At 69.1% G+C, this 21,293-nt stretch carries 19 protein-coding genes; 4 read left to right on the top strand and 15 right to left on the bottom strand.

Translation table 11 applies throughout. The annotated features are described in order from the left end of the window. Positions 1-1,515, bottom strand: a 1,515-nt coding sequence (locus MFF42_RS11180; RefSeq protein WP_238255825.1) for a glucan ABC transporter ATP-binding protein/ permease, incomplete at its 3' end; no start/stop codon positions are given. Between the two features lie 268 nt (positions 1,516-1,783). Between MFF42_RS11180 and MFF42_RS11185 the strand changes: the two genes are divergently transcribed. Beyond that, a complete protein-coding gene (locus tag MFF42_RS11185) occupies positions 1,784-2,557 on the top strand; it encodes a motility protein A (RefSeq protein WP_238255826.1) in 774 nt (257 codons plus the stop codon). A gap of 14 nt (positions 2,558-2,571) precedes the next feature. Beyond that, a complete protein-coding gene (locus MFF42_RS11190; RefSeq protein WP_238255827.1) occupies positions 2,572-3,405 on the top strand; it encodes an OmpA/MotB family protein in 834 nt (277 codons plus the stop codon). A gap of 10 nt (positions 3,406-3,415) precedes the next feature. Here the strand turns inward: MFF42_RS11190 and MFF42_RS11195 are convergent, their stop codons facing one another. Both MFF42_RS11195 and MFF42_RS11200 read right to left on the bottom strand, forming a co-directional pair. Continuing rightward, positions 3,416-3,922 (bottom strand): CAP domain-containing protein, encoded by a 507-nt coding sequence (locus MFF42_RS11195; protein WP_238255828.1) that lies wholly within the window; start codon positions 3,920-3,922, stop codon positions 3,416-3,418. A gap of 113 nt (positions 3,923-4,035) precedes the next feature. After that, the gene (locus MFF42_RS11200) at positions 4,036-6,786 is read right to left on the bottom strand and encodes a DUF3772 domain-containing protein (RefSeq protein WP_238255829.1); all 2,751 of its coding nucleotides are present in this window, start codon (positions 6,784-6,786) and stop codon (positions 4,036-4,038) included. Positions 6,787-7,494: 708 nt separating this feature from the next. Between MFF42_RS11200 and MFF42_RS11205 the strand changes: the two genes are divergently transcribed. Then, positions 7,495-8,043 carry an HNH endonuclease gene (locus tag MFF42_RS11205; protein ID WP_012457067.1) on the top strand — a complete coding sequence of 183 codons (549 nt, stop codon included), beginning with the start codon at positions 7,495-7,497 and terminating at the stop codon, positions 8,041-8,043. Between the two features lie 7 nt (positions 8,044-8,050). Here MFF42_RS11205 and MFF42_RS11210 read toward each other — a convergent pair whose 3' ends face one another. From MFF42_RS11210 to MFF42_RS11260, 11 genes are all read right to left on the bottom strand, one after another. Beyond that, positions 8,051-8,308, bottom strand: coding sequence for a hypothetical protein (locus MFF42_RS11210; protein WP_238255830.1), 258 nt, complete (start codon positions 8,306-8,308; stop codon positions 8,051-8,053). 26 nt (positions 8,309-8,334) lie between these two features. Beyond that, positions 8,335-9,234, bottom strand: a complete 900-nt coding sequence (locus MFF42_RS11215; RefSeq protein WP_238255846.1) for an outer membrane protein — start codon at positions 9,232-9,234, stop codon at positions 8,335-8,337. A gap of 360 nt (positions 9,235-9,594) precedes the next feature. Beyond that, positions 9,595-10,455: an outer membrane protein gene (locus tag MFF42_RS11220; RefSeq protein ID WP_238255831.1), complete on the bottom strand. Its 861-nt coding sequence runs from the start codon at positions 10,453-10,455 to the stop codon at positions 9,595-9,597. Positions 10,456-10,632: 177 nt separating this feature from the next. After that, positions 10,633-11,499 (bottom strand): outer membrane protein, encoded by an 867-nt coding sequence (locus MFF42_RS11225; protein WP_238255832.1) that lies wholly within the window; start codon positions 11,497-11,499, stop codon positions 10,633-10,635. Between the two features lie 317 nt (positions 11,500-11,816). After that, positions 11,817-13,157: a phosphoglucosamine mutase gene (glmM, locus tag MFF42_RS11230; RefSeq protein WP_238255833.1), complete on the bottom strand. Its 1,341-nt coding sequence runs from the start codon at positions 13,155-13,157 to the stop codon at positions 11,817-11,819. Between the two features lie 147 nt (positions 13,158-13,304). Then, positions 13,305-14,054: a sulfite exporter TauE/SafE family protein gene (locus MFF42_RS11235; protein ID WP_238255834.1), complete on the bottom strand. Its 750-nt coding sequence runs from the start codon at positions 14,052-14,054 to the stop codon at positions 13,305-13,307. A 115-nt stretch (positions 14,055-14,169) separates the two neighbouring features. Next, a complete protein-coding gene (gene ftsH, locus MFF42_RS11240; RefSeq protein ID WP_238255835.1) occupies positions 14,170-16,098 on the bottom strand; it encodes an ATP-dependent zinc metalloprotease FtsH in 1,929 nt (642 codons plus the stop codon). 137 nt (positions 16,099-16,235) lie between these two features. Further along, complete coding sequence (gene tilS / locus MFF42_RS11245; protein ID WP_238255836.1) at positions 16,236-17,261, bottom strand: tRNA lysidine(34) synthetase TilS; 1,026 nt, start codon at positions 17,259-17,261, stop codon at positions 16,236-16,238. Beyond that, positions 17,258-18,283, bottom strand: a complete 1,026-nt coding sequence (gene ybgF, locus MFF42_RS11250) for a tol-pal system protein YbgF (protein ID WP_238255837.1) — start codon at positions 18,281-18,283, stop codon at positions 17,258-17,260. Before ybgF ends, tilS begins: the two co-directional genes overlap by 4 nt. Positions 18,284-18,456: 173 nt before the next feature. Beyond that, complete coding sequence (gene pal, locus MFF42_RS11255) at positions 18,457-18,969, bottom strand: peptidoglycan-associated lipoprotein Pal (RefSeq protein WP_238255838.1); 513 nt, start codon at positions 18,967-18,969, stop codon at positions 18,457-18,459. A 377-nt stretch (positions 18,970-19,346) separates the two neighbouring features. Beyond that, positions 19,347-19,706 (bottom strand): hypothetical protein, encoded by a 360-nt coding sequence (locus MFF42_RS11260; protein ID WP_238255839.1) that lies wholly within the window; start codon positions 19,704-19,706, stop codon positions 19,347-19,349. Positions 19,707-19,809: 103 nt separating this feature from the next. Between MFF42_RS11260 and MFF42_RS11265 the strand changes: the two genes are divergently transcribed. Further along, entirely contained in the window at positions 19,810-20,205 is a 396-nt protein-coding gene (locus MFF42_RS11265; RefSeq protein WP_238255840.1) for a response regulator, read from the top strand. Positions 20,206-20,226: 21 nt separating this feature from the next. Here the strand turns inward: MFF42_RS11265 and MFF42_RS11270 are convergent, their stop codons facing one another. Continuing rightward, positions 20,227-21,252 carry a WcbI family polysaccharide biosynthesis putative acetyltransferase gene (locus MFF42_RS11270; RefSeq protein WP_238255841.1) on the bottom strand — a complete coding sequence of 342 codons (1,026 nt, stop codon included), beginning with the start codon at positions 21,250-21,252 and terminating at the stop codon, positions 20,227-20,229. Between the last annotated feature and the right edge of the window lie 41 nt (positions 21,253-21,293).

The following is a 21,293-nucleotide window of genomic DNA, read 5'->3' on the forward strand; positions in this document are numbered from 1 at the left end:
GGTCGCCTCGTCGAGGACCAGGATCGGCGCGTTGCGCAAGAGGGTTCGAGCGATGGATAGGCGCTGGCGCTCGCCGCCGGACAGCGACCGACCGCGCTCGCCGATGATCGTGTCGAGCCCGTCGGGCTGACGCGCCATGAACTCGCTGGCCTGGGCGCGCTCGAGGGCGTCGATCATCTCCGCATCGGTCGCGTCGGGGCGGCCGACCTGAAGGTTTTCGCGGATCGAGCGGTTGAACAGCATCGGCTCCTGGAACACGACGCCGATGTTGTGGCGCAGGGACGAGAGGCCGATGTCGCGGATGTCGATGCCGTCGATGCGGATGGCGCCGGCATCGGGATCGAAGGTCCGGTGCAGCAGGCCCAGCGTCGTCGACTTGCCCGAACCCGTGGTGCCGACGAGCGCCACGGTCTCGCCCGGCAGCGCGGCGAAGGACACGCCGTCGAGGGCGTTGCGGCGGCCATCGTAGGAGAAGGCGACCTCGTCGAAGCTCACCGCGCCCTCGAAGCGGGCGACCTGCTTGGCGTGCGGCCGGTCGCTGACAGTCGGCACGGTGTCGACCACCTCGAAGAACTCGCGCATCTTCGGCGCCTGCATGAACACGCCGTTCACGAAGGTCACGACGTGGTCGAGCTTCGTCACGAGCATGGTGGCGAGGCTCATGAAGGCGACGATCTCGCCGACGGTGGCCGCGCCCTTCTGGTGCAGGGCGATGCCGGTGATGAAGATCGCGGTCATGGTCAGCGTGCCGGAGGCGCGGGTGGCGACGTTCGCCAGCGCCCACCACGACAGGACGGGGATCTGCACCCGCAGCAGGTCGTGGATGATGTCGCGCATCGCTTCCTTCTCGGCGCGGGCGCGGGTGAAGGACTGGATCACCGCGACGTTGCCGAGCGCGTCGGAGGCGTGGGCGGCGAGCCCCGACTGGAACTGCTCGACCTCGCCCTGAAGCGTCTCCGTCCGGCGCAGGACGTAGCTCGCCAGCGCCGTGAAGACGAGGACCAGCACGACGAGGATCGCGCCGAGCCGCCAGTTCACGAACAGCGTCAGCGGCAGCAGCACGCCCACGGAGAGCAGCGCGGAGAAGTGCTCGCGGAAAAAGTTGAGCCAGACCCAGGCCATGGCGTTCGTGCCTTCCAGCATCGCCTTCAGCACGCGGCCCGAATGGTTCGAGGAGTGGAACGCGATCGGCAGCTCGAGCACGTGCTCGAAGAAATTCGCCATGGTGGAGAGCCGGTTGCGGTGGGCAAGCCGGTCGGAATGCAGGGCGATCGCCACGCCCGCGCCGATGGTGAACAGGCCGAACACCACCCAGGCGACGATCCACGGAATCAGCGTGGTCGCGGGCGTCTCTTTGGAGAGATGGGTCAGGCCGTCGATGATACGGCCCATGATCAGTGGCTCGGCGAAGGCCGCCACTGCGAGCAGGACGTTGGCCACGATCAGACCGATGGCCAGCCGCTTCTCCGCTCCGAGCAGGCCCAGCACCCGCGCATAGAGTCGAATCATCGACATCGTGTTTTCGCTCCCCGCCCCATTCGGCTGCGGCCGTGGGGATCCCGTCGTTGGAACCGGACCGTCCCGGCGCCGGCCGACCGAGAGGCTGCGGATCTCCGCAAGCGCCGCCCGGTCGATCGGCATGGGAACTTATGGCTCGTTGCCCCTGAACGGCACATGACGGCGAAACGATGGATCGGCCAATCCCTTTTACCCTTCCTTCAGCCTGTTTTTTTAGACCTGGGGCACGGCTGGCAGGATCGGCCGGGCTTCGGGCGTCGGCGTCATGGATCTCGCAACCGGTATCGGGCTGCTCGGCGGCATCGGCGTCGTGTTCACGCTCATCATGATCGATGGCGGCAACTTCGCCGCCTATTTCGATAAACATGCGGTGATCGTGATCTTCGGCGGCGCCGTCGCCGCGACGATGATCCGCTTCCCGTTCTCGACCATGCTGCACGGCCTGCCGATGGGCCTGCGCTACGCCTTCACCATGCGCTCGGTGAAGCCGCACGACTTGATCGAGGAGATCACCAAGATCGCCGACGTGGTGCGCAAGTCGGGCCCCATCGCCCTGGAGAACATGGAGATCTCGGACCCGTTCCTGGCGCAGGGCGCGCGCTACATCGCCGACGGCTACGACCGCGACTTCATCCGCGACACGATGGAGCGCGACCGCGACAACTTCCTGATGCATCTCGACGAGGGCTCGAAGATCTACCGCGCCTTCGGCGACTGCGCCCCGGCCTGGGGCATGATCGGCACCATCCTCGGCATGGTGACGATGTTCGCCAACATGTCGGATCCGTCGAAGCTCGGCCCCGCCATGGCGACCGCCCTGCTCGCGACGCTCTACGGCGCGCTCATCGCCAACATGGTCACCCTGCCCATCGCCGACAAGCTGCACGTCAAGCTCGAGGAGGAGGACGTGTCGCGCTCCCTCATCATCGACGGCATCCTGCTGATCCGCGACCAGAAGAGCCCCTCGCTGGTCCGCGAGATGCTGATCGCCTACCTGCCCGCGCACCACCGCGAGGATCTCGCCGCGGAAGCGGCGTGACGGGAGTGTAGGCGGTGGCCAAGAAGAAGCGCGGCGGCGCCCACGGCGGTCACGGCTGGTTCGTGACCTTCGCCGACCTGATGGCGCTCCTGATGAGCTTCTTCGTCATGATCGCCGCCTACTCGACGCAGGACCAGAAAAAGCTCCAGGTCGTCGCCGGCTCGATGCGCGACGCGTTCGGCGTGAACAAGGAATCGAAGTTCGCCGGCATCCTGGAGAGCGAGGGGATCCCGACGGCGGACAAGTTCAAGCATCTGCGCGACGTGCCGCCCGAGCGCGCCACCGACCGCACGACGCCGCCGCAGATCGACAGCGGCCTCGACGACGGCATCCCAGACCGCGGCTATCCGGACGCCTTCGGGCAGGCCGCCGCCTCCCTGCGGCAGGCGATGCAGGACATGCCCGAGGTGGCGGAACTGTCGAAGAACGTCATCATCGCGCCGAGCCGGAAGGGGCTCGACGTGTCGATCGTCGATCAGGACGGCCGCTCGATGTTCCCCGAAGGATCGAGCCGCCCCAACGACCGCACCCGGCGGCTCCTGGAACGCCTCGCACCGACGCTGATGAAGCTGTCGAACCGCATCGCCGTGACGGGCTTCACCGCGACCCTCCGACCCGGCAGCCGCGACACGGCCCCGCCCTGGGAGCTGTCGGCCAACCGCGCGCTCAGCGTGCGCGACGTTCTGGCGAATGCCGGCCTGCCCGACGACCGCTTCGCCTCGGTGACCGGCAAGGCCGATACCGAGCCGATGTTTCCCGACAATCCCTACCTCGCGGCCAACCGCCGGGTGACGGTGACGCTGCTGTCCGAGCCGCCGCCGACGCCGAACGGCAAGACCGTGCCGTGACGGCTGAAGGCTACTTGGCCACCAGCAGCGCCCAGTAGACCTTGTACTTGGAGCCCGGCGCGTAGGCCGTGGCGATCCCCATGCGCTTGGCCTCCGGCGCGAGCATGACGGCCCGGTGCGGAGGGCTGTCGCGCCACCCCGAGAAGGCCTCCGCGAGGGTGTGGTAGCCCGCCGAGAGGTTCGCGTCCGCGCCGTCGTAGCCGAGCCGGGTCACGGCGGCGCGCACCGTCTGGCTCTTGCTCGGCCGATCGGAGGCGGCCATGGCGGCCGCCTCGGTCTCGGCCAGCCGCTGCAGTTCAGGATCGATGACGAGCGGCGCGGCGCCGTTGTTGCGGCGATAGGCCGAGATCATGTCCCGGGCCGCGCCCGCGTCGACCGCGGTGCTGCCGGTGGTGAGCGGCAGATACATGCTAGGAAGACCCGTCGCGTCGGGCGTCATCTGCCCCGCGCAACCCGGGAGAAGGGCCACGAGGGCGAGGATCGCGGGGGCGGCGAGGAAGGTCTGACGTCCGAGCACGAAAGCAGCTTTCCGGTGGGCAGACGGCTCAGGTGGGCCTTGCCCGCTGGAAACTCAAGTGTTTCGGCGGCGGCGGCCCCGCTTTCCCCAGGGGCGCCGCCGATCGTGCCCCCTCATCCGTGGCGCCGGAGGTTCCCGTCCTGAGACGCGCTTCCCGACCGGCGGGCCGGTTCGCGCGCATCGGACGAAGGGGTCTCGTCGGCCGTGGCCGGGTCCTTCTCGTCGCCCTCCGATCGCGACGCCGCCGGAGGCGCGATCACGTGCGCCGCCGGGCTGCCGACCGCGTGGGCGATCTGTCCGAGGGCGTCGCGCACCGGTTCCAGGCCCTGCACGGTGATGAAGCTCGAGGCCGGTCCCATCGGCGGGATGAACTCGGCGTCGGCCAGCGTCTTGAACACCGAGAAGTTCAGGTCGCTCTGCACCTTCTGGCCGAGATTGACGTCGACCACCATGGCGATCAGCTCGAACTCTAGGAAGGGGTCGCCGATCTTCTTGAACACCACCCGCGGCGCCGGCTCCTTCAGCACGTCCGGGTGCGCCTTGGCGCACTCGACCATCATCTCGGCCGCCTGCACGGGATCCTTGCTGCGAAGGACGCTGACCGAGATGATGACCCGGCCGGTGCGGTCGCCCCGCACGCGGTTCTTCACGATGCCGGAGATCAGGTTCGAGTTCGGCACGATGACGGCCGAGCGGTCGAAGGTCTGGATCTCGGTGGAGCGCACCGAGATGCGCTTCACGATGCCCTCGCTGTCGCCGATGAGCACCTGATCGCCGACCCGGATCGGGCGCTCCCACAGCAGCAGCAGGCCCGAGACGAAGTTGTTGACGATCGACTGGAGGCCGAAACCGATACCCACGGACAGCGCGCCGGCGACGATGGTCAGCTTCTCCAAGCTGAGGCCCAGATAGGAGAAGGCCAGCGCCAGGGCGAGCAGGAAGCCGACATAGCCGGCCACCGTCGAGATCGAGTTGCGCAGGCCCGCGTCGAGGTCGGTCGCCGGAAGGTAGGTGTTCTCCAGCCAGCGCTGCACGCCGCGGGTGATGAACACGCCGAGCACGAGGATGCTGACACCGAAGGCGATCGCCGAGAGCGAGATCGTGACGTCGCCGACCTTGAAGCCGAAGAAGGCCGTGCGGACCGACGAGAAGACGTCCGTCGAATCGAGACCCCAGGGCGCCAGCGCGAGAAGCGCGGCGACGGCGATCAGCAGGACGCGGGCGAAGCCGGTCGTCAGCACCGCGATCTGGTTCAGCGAGCGCTTGCGCAGGCCGGTATTGGCCTGGAGCGTCGTGGCGATGCGGGTGTCCTCGCACAGCGAGCCGCCGATCAGCACGTCGGCGCTGACGATCAGGAGCCAGAGCAGGACGAGGATGCTCGCGCTCCAGATCAGCTGATCGACGACGAAGGCCGAGAAGGCGACGTAGCCGACGAGCGGCGCGACCGCGATCACGGCGACCGCGACCCAGCCGAGCAGCCGCAGCGGCCCGCCGATGTTCGACGAAGTCTCGGTGCCGACATAGGGGCCGAAACACTCCTCCTCCTTCTCCGCCGTGTCGGCGAAGCGGTGGAGGCCGATGGCGAGCAGGAGCGCCGCCGTCACGGCGCCGAGGCCGCGCGTGGCGATCGAGATCGGCAGCGCGGCGTAGATCGCCGAGTTCAGCGCCTCGGTCGATTTCGAGACCGTGATGACGACGGCGATGCTGACCGCCAGCGCGTTGATCCGCCACGCCGCGGCGTCCGAGACCGGCGCCGGACGCCAGGCGGGCTTGTTGACCGCGAGCAGCGCGTCGCTGGTCGCCTCGACGAAGGCGATGAAGGCGATGCCGCCGAGGATGGTGCTGGCGACCGGCAGGAAGCGGGCCGGCAGCAGCTCGGTCACGTCGAGGGCGAAGTAGACCGCGTAGCTTCCCGCCAGGGCCGGCAACGTCCCGAGCAGGAGCACCCGCCACGCGCCCAGGAGCTTGGCGCGCTTTGAGGGCGTGGCGACGTTGACGTCCCGGCGCCCGAGGGCAGGCGCGATGTTGCGCCGGCCGAAATACAGGGCGAAGGACAGGCCGAGGGCGAGGCCGAGGATCAGCAGGTTCCACAGGCTGCCGTTGCGGCGGACCATGGCGACGGTGTCGTCGAACCCGCTCTTGAGCGAGCTGATGTCCCGCGGGATGTCCGCGCCGACCCGCATCCACAGGTCGGGGCTCACCAGCGACGAACTGCGCTCGAACAGACCGCGGGTGAAGGCGGCGCGGCGGCGATTCGAGATCTGATCGACGATTTGGTCGCTCTGCACCAGCAGCGACTTGGCCAGCCTCTGCGTTCCGTCGATGTCGTTGACCGCCTGCTCGCGCTCGGCGCGCTCGCGGGCGACCTCCTCGCTCTCCTCACCCTCCTTCGGCTTCGGGCCGATCTGCGCGAGGCGCTCGCGGGCGGCGTCCAGCCGGGGTCCCAGAAGGTCGATCACCGTCCGCAGCCGGTCGGCGAGCGGGTCGAGGCCGTCCCGGGCGCGGGTCAGGTCGCCCGCGCCGACATTCGGCCCGGTGATCGCCTTCTCCCGCGAGTCGAGATCCGCCTTGATGGTGTCGAGGCGGTCGCGGAGCGTCTGCAGCGCCTCCGAGACGGGCGCCTTCGGTGCGGCCGGCTTGGCGGCCGGTGCGGCTTGCCCGTTCGCGGGAGCCGGCTGACCGTTCGCCGGCGGCGGAGCGGCGTTCGGCTGCTTCGCGGCCGGTGCTTGCGCCGCCGGTGCCGCCGGCGGACTCCCCTGCCCCACCGCCGCGCTCGGGAGGACGGCGGTCGCGGCCAGCGTCGCGATCAGGGCCGTGCCGCGAACCACATGGCGGAAACGGGAGAGAAGGGAGTGTCGTCGCATTGTCATCCTTCGCGGGAGGAACGGATCGCCTCGGGTCGGCGGCGCTTGAAACTGGTGTCGCTTCAGCTGCGATGCCCGCGCGACAGCGACCGCGCCGTACCAAAATTTTCTGCCTTATGATGCCCTGAGCTAGGGCCTCGGCCAAACCTGCCGAGGGGGCATCGGCCAAACTTTTTGCGATGCACAAAAGGAATGGCGCATCCTCGTCGCCCGGTCTCTGCCCGCGTAATGGGGCGAAAGCGTGCGGGAGGACGGCGGAAGTCCCATTTTCAGGGAAAATCGGCGGCCGCGACGTCGCGGACCGCCCGCTCGCCTTCACAAGCTTGTCACGCTGATATTACACTAAGCCGCGATGGACTTGGCCATATCCTCACGCAGCGAGGAGGCGGCGCTGATCGTCCGCCCCGCCACGCTTCGGTTCGAACCGGCACGATTCGCCGGTCGGGGGAGCCGTCGGCGTCAAGGTCCACCCGATTTTCTTCAGTTCCACCGTCCCGCCGGAGCGCGCCGCGTTCCGGCTGCGGATATGGTGCGAGCGCGTGCGACGGACCGGAGAGGTGCGGCCGCGCGGGGGCGCCATGCGCTCCGGCACGGTTCTGAGGCACCCCCCGGACTCCGGCCGTCGCGGGCACGGCATGGCCTTTCGGACCTCAAGCGTCCACGGCCGAGGCGCCCAAGGGGCGCCGTCACGAGCAGTGAGTGGCGTCGATGATCGATCTGCAAACCCTGGTGCTCAACGCGGATTACCGGCCGCTTTCCTACAATCCGCTCTCGTTGTGGTCCTGGAAGGACGCATTCACGGCCCTGTTCCTCGACCGCGTCACCCTGGTCGCGAACTACGACATCGAGGCGCACAGTCCGAGCCGCTCCCTCAAGGTGCCGAGCGTCGTCGCCCTCAAGAGCTACGTGGCGCTCGCCCGCAGCCCGGCCTTCACGCGCTACAACATCTACCTGCGCGACACCTTCACCTGCCAATATTGCGGCCTGCGTCTGCCCTCGGGCGGCCTCACCTTCGACCACGTCGTGCCCCGCTCCCGCGGCGGCCTGTCCACCTGGGAAAACGTCGTGGCGGCCTGCTCGCCGTGCAACCTGCGCAAGGCCAACCGCACGCCGGACGAGGCGGAGATGCCCCTCCTCAACGAGCCGCACCGGCCGACGCGCCACGAACTGCACCGCCGCCAGCCGGAGTTCGACCACCGCCAGTATCACCACACCTGGCTCGATTATCTCTACTGGGACAGCGAGCTCGACAGCTGAGCGCGTGTCAGCGCAGCGGCTGCGGCGGCTCGTTGAACATCGGCTGGTTGGTCGGCCGCGGCAGGTAGCCCCGGACGGCAAACCGCTCGACCGGCGGCCGTGCGCGGAAGCGCGGACGCGGATCGCGATAGGGCATCTCCGGCGGGAGTATCGAGACGGCGGCGCGCGGTGCCGCGCGCCGAATGTGCCCGCCCGCCTCCGCATAGGCGGGTGCCGCGGCGAAGCCGGCAAGACCGAGGGCGGCGAGCGGAAGCAGGTTGCGCATGTCGGCCCTTCGATGGGTCAGGCGGTTCAGAATTTGATGGCGGCGCCACCGCGCACGGTGTTCAGCTCGGCCTTGTGTCCCTGGAAATCGTTGAACAGGACGTATTGGTACTCGCCGCGCAGCAGGAAGTTCGACGTGATGGCGTATTCGATGCCGCCACCGACGGCGAGGCCGACGACCGTGACCTTCTTCGTCGCCCCGTAGATCGTGCCGGGCGCCGGAATGCTGCCGGGGGGATTGGACTGACTGAACCAGGAGTAGCCGTAGTTCTTGACGTAGGTCGTCGTGCCGCCGGTCTGGTTGGCGCTATAGGCGTTGTTGTCGTAGGCGTAATTCTGAACCGAGACCGTATCGCTGACCGTTGCCCGGCCCACCGCGAGGCCGCCGGTGATGTACGGGAGGAAGCTTCCGAACGCGTAGCCGAGGCGGCCTCGGACGGTTCCGTAATCCTCGATTTCCGTGCTCGCTTGGCCTTTCAGAGCGACGGTGGTGAGGAAGCCATCGTTCGTGATCCGGAAACGGGCGATTTGGTCGAAAGAAGAGCCGGACCGACCGAAGTACGTGTAGTCGGCTTCGAGGCCGGCGACGACATCGTCGAACTGGTAGTTGACACCGGCGAACACGCCGTAGCTGGCGCCTCCGGAATGGGTCGCGCGCGTCGCGAGATACTGAGACGCGCCCATCTCGACCTCGGCCACGGTGTTCCGGAGCGCGTTCGCGACGATCGGCTGGAAGGCGTTGGTGAATCCCAGGGCCGCCGACGAGTAGCCGCCATGTCCACCGACATAGAACCCGCTCCAGTCGATCAACGGAGCCGATTCGAGGTAATCGTCGTCGGCGCCGCGCAGAACGCCGTAGTCGAGATCGGCCGCGAGAGCAGGTGACACCAGAACGGAGGTCAGAAGAGCCAGGGTCGCGATACGCATCGTCGTCGTCCTCACGCACCGGGCCGTCATCGCGCCGGGCTGACCCCTCCGTCTTAATTCGGTAACCTTAATTTTCCGTGCCGGATCAACATGGAATGGCGTCCCGAGATGATTGGTGCCGTTTGCGTTTGATCGCGTCGGCTCCGCCTTGGGACGACGGAGTGGGACCAAACCCCGCGTGATCGACCGGAAGCCGCATCACACGCCGCTCGGGCGTTCGGATCGACGGCCGGCGGCGTCCGTAATCGCGCATCGGCAGGCGGCCTTCCGGGATGGTGTCTCTCGAAGCGGCTCAAGCAGAAACGGCGCCCGGGTTTCACCCCGGACGCCGTGCGGTGTCGAGAGACAGGTTCGGTCGGCTCAGTTGCCGAAGTTCTGGGCGGACGGCGAGAGCAGGCTGTCGGCGAAGCGGTAGCGCAGGCCGACCCGGAACTCGTTGGCCGCCAGATCCTTCACGCGGGTGAGGCCGCCATACTCGTCGAGCCCGCTGCGGACCTTGCCGAGATTGATGTAGCGATAGGCCGCGTCGAGGCTGAAGCCGGCGCCGATCTCGTAGGAGACACCGGCGGTCAGGGCCCAGGCGAAGGTCGTGACCGAATGGTTGGCGCGGAAGGCGGCGTTGCGCGGACCCGTGCCGGCGGCCCCGTCGCAGCCGTCGATCACGCAGGTCGTCTGCGTGTAGTTGCGGCTCATGCGCTTGTCGGCAAAGCCGACGCCGGCACCGACGTAGGGCGTGAAGCCGTACCACGTTCCGATATCGGCGTAGACGTTGACGAGACCCGTCAGCACGTCGACCTTGCCGGCCTCGAGGTTGTAGCCGGTCTGGAACACCGAGCGCGAGGAGTAACCGCGGAAGGACGAGGCGCCGCGCTGGTCGATCGTCGCGTCGACGCGCAGCCACGGATTGATCTGGTAGCCGACGCCGCCGCCGTAACCCGCTTCCGAGCTCAGCCGCAGCCCGACCAGCGGCGGCATGCCCGGATCGCTCGGATCGGGGATCGCGTCGTCGCGGGGATGCTCGTACCAGGTCTGGGTGAAGTCGCCGCGGAGGTACCAGCCGCTGCCGATGGCCACCGGAGCGACCTCGACCGGGGGCGGCGGCAGCGGCGGCAGATCCGCCGCCGTGGCCGTGCCGGGGAAGGCGAAGGTACCGGTCAGGAGTCCGAGGAGCGTGCCGGTCGCGAGCGTGGCCGCCAGCGCCAGACGATGCGATGCAATCATGGGAAGCCTCGTCGGAGGTGCGGCGGCAGGAGGAGCCCGCGCCTCGATTGACCACCAGTCTTTCCGATAAAAGTTATAATCGGCTTAACCTTAACCGGCCGGGCTCGCTTCGTCGAAAACAGAAACGGCGCGGAGAGGATCCGCGCCGTTTGGGTGCTGGTCGCTGAACGGGAGCGATCAGTACTTGCGCACCAGCGGCGGAGGCGGCGCGTAATCGACGGCGGCGACCGCGACGGGCGCGCCGAACATGTAGCGCAGACCGACCTTGACGTCGTGCGACTCGAGTTCCTTCACGCGGTAGACCGTCTTCGGGCAGTCCGGCGCGCAGGTGACGACGCCGGTCGTGGCCTCGCCCATGTTGAGGTAGCGATAGGCGGCCTCGAACCGGACGTTCTGCGAGATGGCGTAGCCGAGACCGGCGTGCAGCGCCCAGGCGAAGTTCGTCCGCTCGCTGTGGCGGCCGATCCCATAGCCGCCCTCGTAGGCGCCGTAGCCCTTGTCGGTCACGCCGCCGAAGCTGTGGTGGGCGACGCCGACGCCGGCGCCGACGAACGGCGTGACGCCGTACCACGTTCCGAGATCGATGTAGCCGTTGGCGAGGCCGACGATGGAGTCGAACTTCCCGCTCGTGACGTTGTAGCCGCCGGTATCGCCGAAGGTCTTGTCCTCGGTCGCGAAGCTCCACTTGCTGCGGAAGCGGTACTCACCGGTCGCATCGACGCGCAGCCACGGATTGATCTGATAGCCGACACCGCCGCCGACGAAGTACTGGTTCGAGACCTTGTCCTGCACGACGGCGTATTCGTACGGCTTGGACGGATACGAAACGTCCTCGGCGATGCTCTTGCGCAGGTCGAGCGAGCCGTAGCCGCCATCGACACGCAGGTACCAGCCGCCGGCGAACACCTCCGGTTCAGGCAACGGCGCGGGCATGGGGGGCGGTGGCGGCAGCAGGTCGGCGGCTTGTGCAAGGCAGGGCACCCCGACGCCCGCGAGGAGCGTGAGAGTGCGCGCCAATGCGGGAATTATGGAGCGGCGGCGCATTAAGATATCCTTCACCCGTCGAGCGCGCCGAAAGGTCAGGCCGGCCCGAAATGCGAGTGCAAGGATGTTGTATGGAGGTTAAGCCCGACTTAACGTAAAAAATTAGTCTTGCCGATCTGTTTCATCGATCGGCAAAGCGGCGGGAAATCAATACCAATCGCCGATTGTGCGACCCGGCCGGAAATTGCCTCGCGGCTCCGCTCCGCCCTCGAACTGTACACGCCCTGCGCGTCGCCGGACCGATCCCGGGTCCGGCGATGTCCGCGTGCTTCGCTTCCGCTTCGAGGCGAAGCGGGATCATGTCGGAAGGGGGCGGCTCAGGCCGCCGCGCGGGTGACGGCGTCGACCACCTCGTCCACGACCTCCGCGACGAGGTCGCGGTCGTCGCCCTCGGCCATCACGCGGATGACCGGCTCGGTGCCGGAGGGACGGATCACGAGGCGGCCCGACTGGCCGAGCCGATCCTTGGCGTGGGCGATGGCCGTGACGACCGAATCCGCCCGCAGCGGCTCGCCGGAACGGAAGCGGACATTCTTGAGGATCTGCGGCAGCGGCTCGAAGCAGTGGCAGACCTCGCTCACCGGGAGGTTGCGGCGCTTAACGACGCTGAGGAGCTGCAGGGCGGCGACGAGCCCGTCGCCCGTGGTCGCGTAGTCCGACATGATGATGTGGCCGGACTGCTCTCCGCCGAGATTGTAGCCGTGCTCGCGCATGTGTTCGAGCACGTAGCGGTCGCCGACGGCGGTGCGGGCGAGCGTCAGGCCGAGGCCGTTGATGAAGCGTTCGAGACCGAGATTCGACATGATCGTCGCGACCAGGCCCGGCTGGGTGAGGCGCTCGTCTTCCTTCCACGAGCGCGCCACCGCCGCCATGAGCTGGTCGCCATCGACCTTCTGGCCCTTCTCATCGACGATCAGCACGCGGTCCGCGTCGCCGTCGAGGGCGATGCCGACATCGGCGCGCAGCTCCCGCACCTTCTGGACGAGGGTCTCGGGGGCGGTCGAACCGACATCCTGGTTGATGTTGAAGCCGTCGGGCTCGACGCCGATGGAGATCACCTCGGCGCCGAGTTCCCAGAGCGTCTCCGGGGCGACGCGGTAGGCGGCGCCGTTGGCGCAGTCCACGACGACGCGCAGCCCGTCGAGGGTGACGTGGCGCGGCAGCGTGCGCTTGGCGAACTCGATGTAGCGGGCATGCACGCTCTCGATCCGCTTGGCGCGGCCGAGGTCGCGCGAGCCGGCGAGGCGGCGGCGCATGTCGCCGTCGATCAGGCTTTCGATCTCGAGTTCCAGATCGTCGTTGAGCTTGAACCCGTCGGGGCCGAAAAGCTTGATGCCGTTGTCCTCGAACGGGTTGTGCGAGGCCGAGATCATCACGCCGATATCGGCGCGCATGGAGCGGGTCAGCATCGCGACGGCGGGCGTCGGCATCGGCCCCAAGAGCAGCACGTCCATGCCGACGGAGGTGAAGCCGGCCACGAGCGCGGTCTCGATCATGTAGCCCGAGAGCCGGGTGTCCTTGCCGATCACGACGCGGTGGCGGTGGTCGCCGCGCTGGAAGATCAGGCCCGCGGCCTGCCCGACCTTGAGGGCGAGTTCCGGCGTGATGACGCCGTTGGCACGTCCGCGGATGCCGTCGGTTCCGAAGTGTTTGCGCAACGTCGCTTCTCCGCGCTCGGCGTGGCTGGCAGCTGGCCACGTTACCAGAACAGGACCCGGCCGGCGGAGCGGAACGCGGGCTTGGTGAATCGGTTGCTCCGCGACAAAGGCGGTCGAAATGGGGCGACCGGCCGCCTTCCGCCGCCGTTAGCGAAGAACCTGCGGGGCGGCCGAGACGAGCAAGGCAATGCCCGAGACGGTGAGAAGCCCGAGGACGAGCCTGCGGAAGCCGGCTTCGCTCAATCCGACATAGGCGCGGGTGCCGAGAATCGTGGGGATCAGCATGGCCGGCAGGACCACCAGGATCATCGGCAGCATGGTCCAGGTGACGAGGCCGGAGGCGACGTAGACTGCCAGCGTCACGGCCAGCATCGACAGGTTGAAGTTCTGGATGACCGCGCGCTGCACGTCCCGCTCGTAGCCGCGGAGCGTGCACCAGAGCGTCGGCAGCGTGCCCGTGAACCCGCCGAGACCGCCGAGGATGCCGCCGCCGAGGCCGATGGCGGCGTCGGCGATGCGGCCGCCGACGGTGATCCGCGGCAGATCCTTCGACAGCAGCATCGCCGGGCACCACAGGACGAGGAGGGTCCCGAGGATCGCCTTGAACCAATGCATGTCGAGATGCGGCAGCAGGAAAGCGCCGAGCGGGATGCCGGCGAGGCCGCCGAGCACGAACGGCGCCAGCAACCCGACCGCGAAGCCCCGGCGCACCGTGACCGCGGCGACGACCTGACCGGCGAGGGCCCCGGTGACGGCGAGGGCGGCCGCGAGCTGGGGATCGATGACCCAGGCCCAGATCGACATGGCGACGAGGCCGAAGGCGAATCCGGACAATCCCTGCACGAAGCCGGCGACGGCCGCGCCGAGGGCGACGATCAGGTAGACCGAACTCGGCATCGTCGCCGTTCCGTCCGTGGTTCGAGAGGTGGTGTGGGCCGTCGATCCCGCGGGATCGTGCGGCCACGAAAAAAGGGGCGCCTCGCGGCGCCCCCTTCCCTGTCCGATCGGCCGTTCAGCCCTGCGGCTGCGGGCTCGGCTCCAGCCCGCCGTCGCTGCCGCGGGGGCGGCCGCGACCGGTCGAGGGAACCGGCGAACCGCGCGCCGGGGTCGGCGGTACGTCGCCCGAATCGCGCACCGGCGGCTCGCCCTGGAGCAGCTTGCGGATCTCCTCGCCGGACAGGGTCTCGTATTCGAGCAGGCCCTGCGCCAGCGCTTCCAGGTCGTCCTTGTGCTCGGCGAGGATGCGGCGCGCCTCCTCCAGGCCGGCCTCGACGAGGCGGCGGACCTCGGCGTCGATCTTCTGGGCGGTTGCCTCCGAGACCGTCTGCTGACGGCCCATCGACATGCCGAGGAAGACCTCGTCGTTGTTGTCGCCGTAGGCCACGGTGCCGAGTTCCGGCGAGAAGCCCCAGCGGGTGACCATCATCTTGGCCAGCCGCGTCGCCTGCTCGATGTCCGACTGCGCGCCCGAGGTCACCTTCTCGGGGCCGAAGATCATCTCCTCGGCGATGCGCCCGCCCATCATGATGGCGAGCCGCGAGGTCATCTGCTCGAACGACATCGACAGCTTGTCGCGCTCGGGCAGCTGCATGACCATGCCCAGCGCACGGCCGCGCGGAATGATCGTCGCCTTGTGGACCGGATCGGTCGCCGGGACGTTGAGCGCGACGATGGCGTGGCCGCCCTCGTGGTAGGCGGTGAGGCGCTTCTCGTCCTCGGTCATGACCAGGGTGCGCCGCTCGGCGCCCATCATCACCTTGTCCTTGGCGTCCTCGAATTCGTGCATCGTCACGATGCGCTTGCCGCGACGAGCCGCGAGAAGAGCGGACTCGTTGACGAGGTTCATCAGGTCGGCGCCGGAGAAGCCGGGCGTGCCGCGGGCGATGGTCTTGAGGTCGACGTCGGGCGCCAGCGGCACCTTGCGGACGTGCACCCGCAGGATGCGCTCGCGGCCGGTGACGTCCGGGTTCGGCACCATGATCTGGCGGTCGAAGCGGCCGGGACGCAGCAGCGCCGGGTCGAGCACGTCGGGGCGGTTGGTCGCCGCGATGATGATGACGCCCTCGTTGGCCTCGAACCCGTCCATCTCCACGAGGAGCTGGTTGAGGGTCTGCTCGCGCTCGTCGTTGCCGCCGCCCAGGCCGGCGCCGCGATGGCGGCCGACCGCGTCGATCTCGTCGATGAAGATGATGCAGGGCGCGTTCTTCTTGGCCTGCTCGAACATGTCGCGCACGCGGGAGGCACCGACGCCGACGAACATCTCGACGAAGTCGGAGCCCGAGATCGTGAAGAACGGCACGTTGGCTTCACCCGCGACCGCGCGGGCGATCAGGGTCTTACCGGTGCCGGGCGGGCCGACGAGCAGCACGCCGCGCGGGATGCGGCCGCCGAGCCGCTGGAACTTCTGCGGGTCGCGCAGGAACTCGACGATCTCCTGCAGATCCTCCTTGGCCTCCTCGACGCCGGCGACATCCTCGAAGGAGACGCGCCCATGCGCCTCGTTGAGGAGCTTGGCCTTCGACTTGCCGAACCCCATGGCGCGGCCTGCGCCGGACTGCATCTGGCGCGAGAGGAAGATCCAGGCGCCGATGAACACGAGGATCGGCAGCCAGCTCACGAGAAGCTGGATGAACCAGGGCGTGTTGTCGGAGGGCGGACGCGCGGTGATCTGCACGCCCTTGCTCTGGAGCTTCGAGACGAGGCTCGGATCGTTGGGGATGTAGCTCGAGAAGTTGCCGCCGCCCACATAGGTGCCGCTGACGTCCTGACCGGAGATCGTGACGGACTGGATCTTGCCGGCATCGGCGTCGTTCAGGAGCTGGCTGTAGGCGATCTCGCTGCCGCCGCCGCGGTGACCCGGGTTCTGGAACAGGGTCACGAGGGCGAGCACAAGCAGGAAGATGACGACCCACAGGGCGAAATTGCGGAAATTCGGGTTCATCGATCGGTCCTGGGAGGCGTGCGAGCGTCGTCCCGCAAGGTCGCGGCATACCCCACGCGCTCGGAGCCAATGTAGGCGGCGCCCCTTCGGTTGCCAAGTAAATCGGTCGCGCCTGCGGCGAGGGCGACCGCGTAGCGTTAGCGGCGCTTCGCGAAGACCCTGCGCGGCGGGGCGGCGGCGAGGCGGATCGCCCCCTTCCGGTCGGTCTCGATGAGGACGCCGCGAAGGGTGCGGCGCAGCGCCCTCCCCTCGGCCAGGGCCGGCAGCAGCGCTTCGAGAACAAGGGTTTCGAGCCGTTCCAGGCGCTTCGGGACGGGCGGCTCGTGGTCCGACGCGATCCCGTCGAGCGCCGCGTCGAGGACGCGCAGGACGATCGCTTCCGGCTCGCGGCGGAGGCGGTGACCGTCGAGGCGGAGCCCGCCTTCGCTGCTCGCCGCGATCTCCGAGAACACGGTCTGACTACGCTGCTCCAGCGCCGCGTCGTCTCGTGCCGCGCGGGCGGCGAGACGGCCGATTCGTGCCGCGGTCAGGCCCTCCTCCGCCAGCAGGGGCAGGAGGCGACGCAAGCGGGTGCGGGCGAAGCGCTCGTCCACGTTGGAGGGATCGCGCAGGAACGGGAGACCGTGCCGTCCGCAATAGGCCACGAGGTCGGCCTTCGGGATGTCGAGGAAGGGCCGCACCAGCCGGATGCCCGGCCCCAGCGGGCGTTCGCCGCGCATTCCGGCGAGGCCGGACGGGCTGCTTCCGGCGATGAGCCGCATCAGGACGGTCTCGGCCTGATCGTCGAGGGTGTGCGCGGTGAGAGCGAGCCCGGCGCCGATCCGGGCGGCATGGTCCGCGAGAAGCCGGTAGCGGGCGTCGCGTGCCGCCGCCTGGATCCCGCTGTCGCGGCGCGGCGCCTCCCAGGTCAGGATCGTGTGGACGAGACCGAGTTCGGCCGCGAGGCGCCCGACCCCTTCCGCCTCCGCGGCCGATCCCGCCCGCAGCCCGTGATCGACGGTGGCGACCTGGACCCGGTCCCGCGCCGAGCGGGCCGCATGCATCAGTGCCGTGGAATCGGGCCCGCCGGAGACCGCGAGCAGGATGGAGGTCGTCGCCCTGTCGAGGAGCGGGGCGAGGCCGCGGGCGAGCCGTTCGTCGAGGGACGCGGGCGCGTCGCTCAAGCGGCGCAGCGGGCGCGTTTCTGCTCCCGCTCGACACCCTGGCGCACGCCGGCGCCCGCACCCGGGAACTTCCGCTCGACCTCGGCGAGCGTGGCGCAGGCCTGAGCCTTGGCTCCGAGCGCGTGCAGGGAGGCGCCGAGCTTCAGCATCGCCTCCGGGGCGACGGGCGAGTTGGCGTAATCGGTCGAGACCTTGAGGAACTGCTCCGCCGCCTCGCGGGAGCGGTTGCGCTGGAGGTAGCTCTCACCGAGCCAGTAGGTCGCCTTCGGCACCAGCCGGTCGCGGGGATGCGACTGGATGAACTGGCGCAGGCTCATCTCGGCCTGCTCGTACTGGCGCTCGCGGATCAGGGCGTAGGCCGCCTCGAAATCGGCCTGGGCGTCGCCGCTGCCGGTGGCGGCGATGCTGGCGCCGGCGGCGGGCACCTCGACCGGCTCGATCGAGCCGGTGCGCGCGGGCGGAGGCGAGAGATCGACCGGGCCGCCGAAGCCGGGCGGCGGCAGGTCCATGTCGTCGGAAGCGCCCGCATCCGCGTCCGCCACCGTCGGCGGGACGGACCGGCGCAGGGGCGTCTCGGCCTCGGCGATGGCGCCGGTGGGCAGCGGGAGCGAGGGCTGCGTCGTCCCGAGCGGCTTCGGAGCGCCCGGCGCATTCGGGTTCTGCTCGGGATCGAAGGCATCGCTGCGCTTGCCCGGCCGGCCCTCGCCGGGATTGGTGCCGTAGGGCGCGGCGGAGGGCGGCGACGCGGCGGGCGCGGGCGCCTTGCGGGCGGGGGCGGCGGCGCTCCCCTTCCCTTCCTGGAAGCGGAACTCGACATCCTCCTGGAACTTCCGAAGCTGTTCCTTGAGCTGCCGGTTCTCGTACTGGAGCGTCTCGATCTGCCCGGAGAGCTGCCGGGAGACGTTCTCCAGGCGGTTGAGGCGCACCACGAGTTCCGAGGCGTCCTGCGCCTGCGCGGCGCACAGGGCGGCCGACGAGACCGCGAGACCGAGTCCGAGGGTGAGGAGGAGGCGACGGAACATGGCGGCTGGCACCGATCGGTCTACTGGCTCGCGGCCGTCTTCGCGCCTCTTACGAACCGCCCGCCTCGCCATCGCAGCGAGAGCGGCTCCGGTGGATCACCGGGAATTCGACGAGGCACGCTCACCCGTTAGCAGAAGGCCCGGTCGGCCGCAAAACCGGGCCTCGACTGGTCTCAGGAGCCGGCGCCGCCGTCGAGGACGCTGACGGCGCGGCGGTTCTGCGACCAGCAGGAGATGTCGTTGCACACCGCCACCGGACGCTCCTTGCCGTAGGAGACGGTGCGCATCCGCGAGGCCGCGATGCCGCGGGAGGCGAGATAGTCCTGAACGGTCTGCGCGCGGCGGGCACCGAGCGAGTAGTTGTACTCGCGCGTGCCGCGCTCGTCGGCGTGCCCCTCGATGAGGAAGCTGTAGCGCGGATAGCGCTGGAGCCAGGACGCCTGCTTGTCGAGGGTCGCGGTGGCGGTCGGCGTGAGATCGGTCGAGTCGGATTCGAAGAACACCCGGTCGCCGACATTCACGACGAAGTCCTGGGCGCTGCCGGGGCGTGCCACGCCGCCGGCGCCGCCCGCTCCGAAGCCGGAGGCGTCGGCGAGATCGCTGTCCTTGCTGCAGGCGCCGAGCCCGAGGGCGGCGCAGAGTGCCAGCGTCAGGGAAAGCCCACGGAAGCGCGCGGGTGTCGACATCGTCTCTCTCCTCACGGCCGAGCCGTGCCGGTTGTTCTGCCGGTGCCCGCCACGATCGTTCGGCGATCGGGGCCGGCTCCGAGTTCCTGCGTGGATGAGGCCTCGGTCACCGCACGCGGTTTTGCGTCGGCCGAGGGCTTGCTCATCCCCGATGCTAGCCGAGGATGGTTAAGTGTCCCTCACAGTGGCGCCCGCGCCGCTGTCTGCCCGTGAGACGGGTCGCCTCCTCGCGCGGACGACACGGTGCGATCGCGACCGTGCCAAGCTCGGCCGCAACCGGGGCCAGTGTTCAGCCGATGATTGCGGCGCCCCGTGGGCGCAGACTTGAAACGCGCCGCTTTACCCTTTGATGTTGCGGCGCAGCAACAGCGCGGTCGTCAGGCCGCGCGCAGGGTCGCGATCGCCTGCCGTGCATGGCGGGCGGCGTGGATGGCGGTTCCGAGCGGCACCGCGATCTCCGCTCCGCTGAGGCAGGCCCGCTCCAGGGCCGCACAGGCTCCCGACAGATCGTGGAAGGAGAGCCCGCCGCTCGACGAGACGAGGATGTGCGCGTCCTGAGCCAGCCGCGACGGCTCGCTCGCGGGCGGATCGAAGCGACTCGCGATCTCGCGGTCGAGGACGTCGAGCAGGTCCATGAGGCGGGACCGGCCGAACAGCTCCTCCAGCTCGGCGAGAGCGTCGGCATCGAAGGCGGCCATCGGGGCGGAGCCGGGCCGATGCGCGGCGGGCTGGTTCATTTCATTGCTCGGCTTTGCGAAAGATTGCTATGCAGCAGTCCAGTTAACGAAGCATTAACCGTTCGACCGTGTGATGAGCACACCCCGAAATTGGATAAGGGCCATGTCGTCCGTCACGACCGTGCTCATCGTCGAGGACAATTACCTGTTGTTGGAGATGCTGACGCGGCTGTGCGAGCGCGAGGGCATGCGCGTGCTGGCGGCGTCCAGCGGCGAGGCCGCGCTCACGGTGCTGCGTGACGGGGGCGAGTCCATCGATTGGCTATTCACCGACATCGTCCTGCCGGGCCTCATCGACGGCTGGACCGTCGCGAGGGCCTATCGCGAGCGTCATCCGGAGCGGCCGGTCGTCTACGCCTCCACGGCGCCGCAGATCGAGAGCCGGACGGTTCCGGGCAGCTACTATCTCCGCAAGCCGTTCGAAACGCGGGAGATCGTGGAGCTCGCCAGCCTGATGGCCGCGCGCCCCGGCGAAGGCAGGGGCCGCGCCGCCGGCTGAGCGCGTGCGCGTCGGATCGCGCTATGCCGCCGCGTCGAAGAGCGCGCGGATGTCCGGCTCCGTTCCCCAGGTCTCGAGGCGCGTGCAGGTGAGATCCTGCGGCCGGTGCCGGGCGTAGAGCGCGAAACTCTCGGCCACGAAATCGGGCAGATCGAGCAGGCGCGGCGGGGCGCGCCGGCCGTCCCCCTTGAACAGGGTCGAACCCACCACGCCGTAGCGCTCAGCGATCCCCGGCAGGACCGGCCAGACCGGCTCGATCGCCAGGGTGTCGGGCGCGTAGGCCTCCACTGGAATGTCGAGCGGATCGCAGCCCGCCTCGCGGGCGAGGCGCCGGGCGATGTCGCCGAGGACGGGAAGCCGCGGGTGATTGATGACGTGCATGAACACGCCGCCCCGGCTCCACAGCGCGAATTCCCTGTCGAGGCCGAACCCGACATCGCGGGCGGTGCGCAGCAGGTAGTCCGCGCTCCGCTGCCACAGGTCGAAATAGCCGAGCCGCTCGAAGACGGCGCCGGTATAGAGCCGCAGGGTCGCCTCGACGCTGAGGCCCCGGCGGAAACCCTGAAGCGCGATCGCCGAGTGATACGGCCCGATCGGCGAGGCGACGAGCCGCGACAGGCGCAGGCTCGCCTCGTCGCCGACATGGACGAGATCGGGGTGGAAACCGGCAAACAGGATCGTCGGGAAGAGCCGCAGGCCCGGCACCCGCTCGGCCAGCCCGTGGACGTTGCCGCCCGCGACGAAGCCCACGGGGAAGAACTGCGAGAAGACGAGATCGTGGTCACACAGATGGCGCGCCAGCCGGTCGATATGCCCGAACCGGCGGGCGAGCCCGGCGACGAGAATCGTCTCGACCGCGGCGCCCGGCAGCAGCAGGCGCAGGGCCTGAGCGATGCCGGTGGCTTGGCAATTGCCGATCACCGCGATGCGCGGGCGGCCCGTCGCGTGCTGCCACGGTCTCGCCCAGGATCGCGGGGACAACGGGCGCGCCGCGGCGGCCTGGACGACCGGGACGATCGGCTTGAAAAGGGCGGGGAGCGGGGCCAAGCGGCGCGCGGCCTCTCGCGGGCGGGCGTGCAGGATCGGAT

The sequence above is a fragment of the Methylorubrum podarium genome, from assembly GCF_022179745.1.
GTDB lineage: Bacteria > Pseudomonadota > Alphaproteobacteria > Rhizobiales > Beijerinckiaceae > Methylobacterium > Methylobacterium podarium.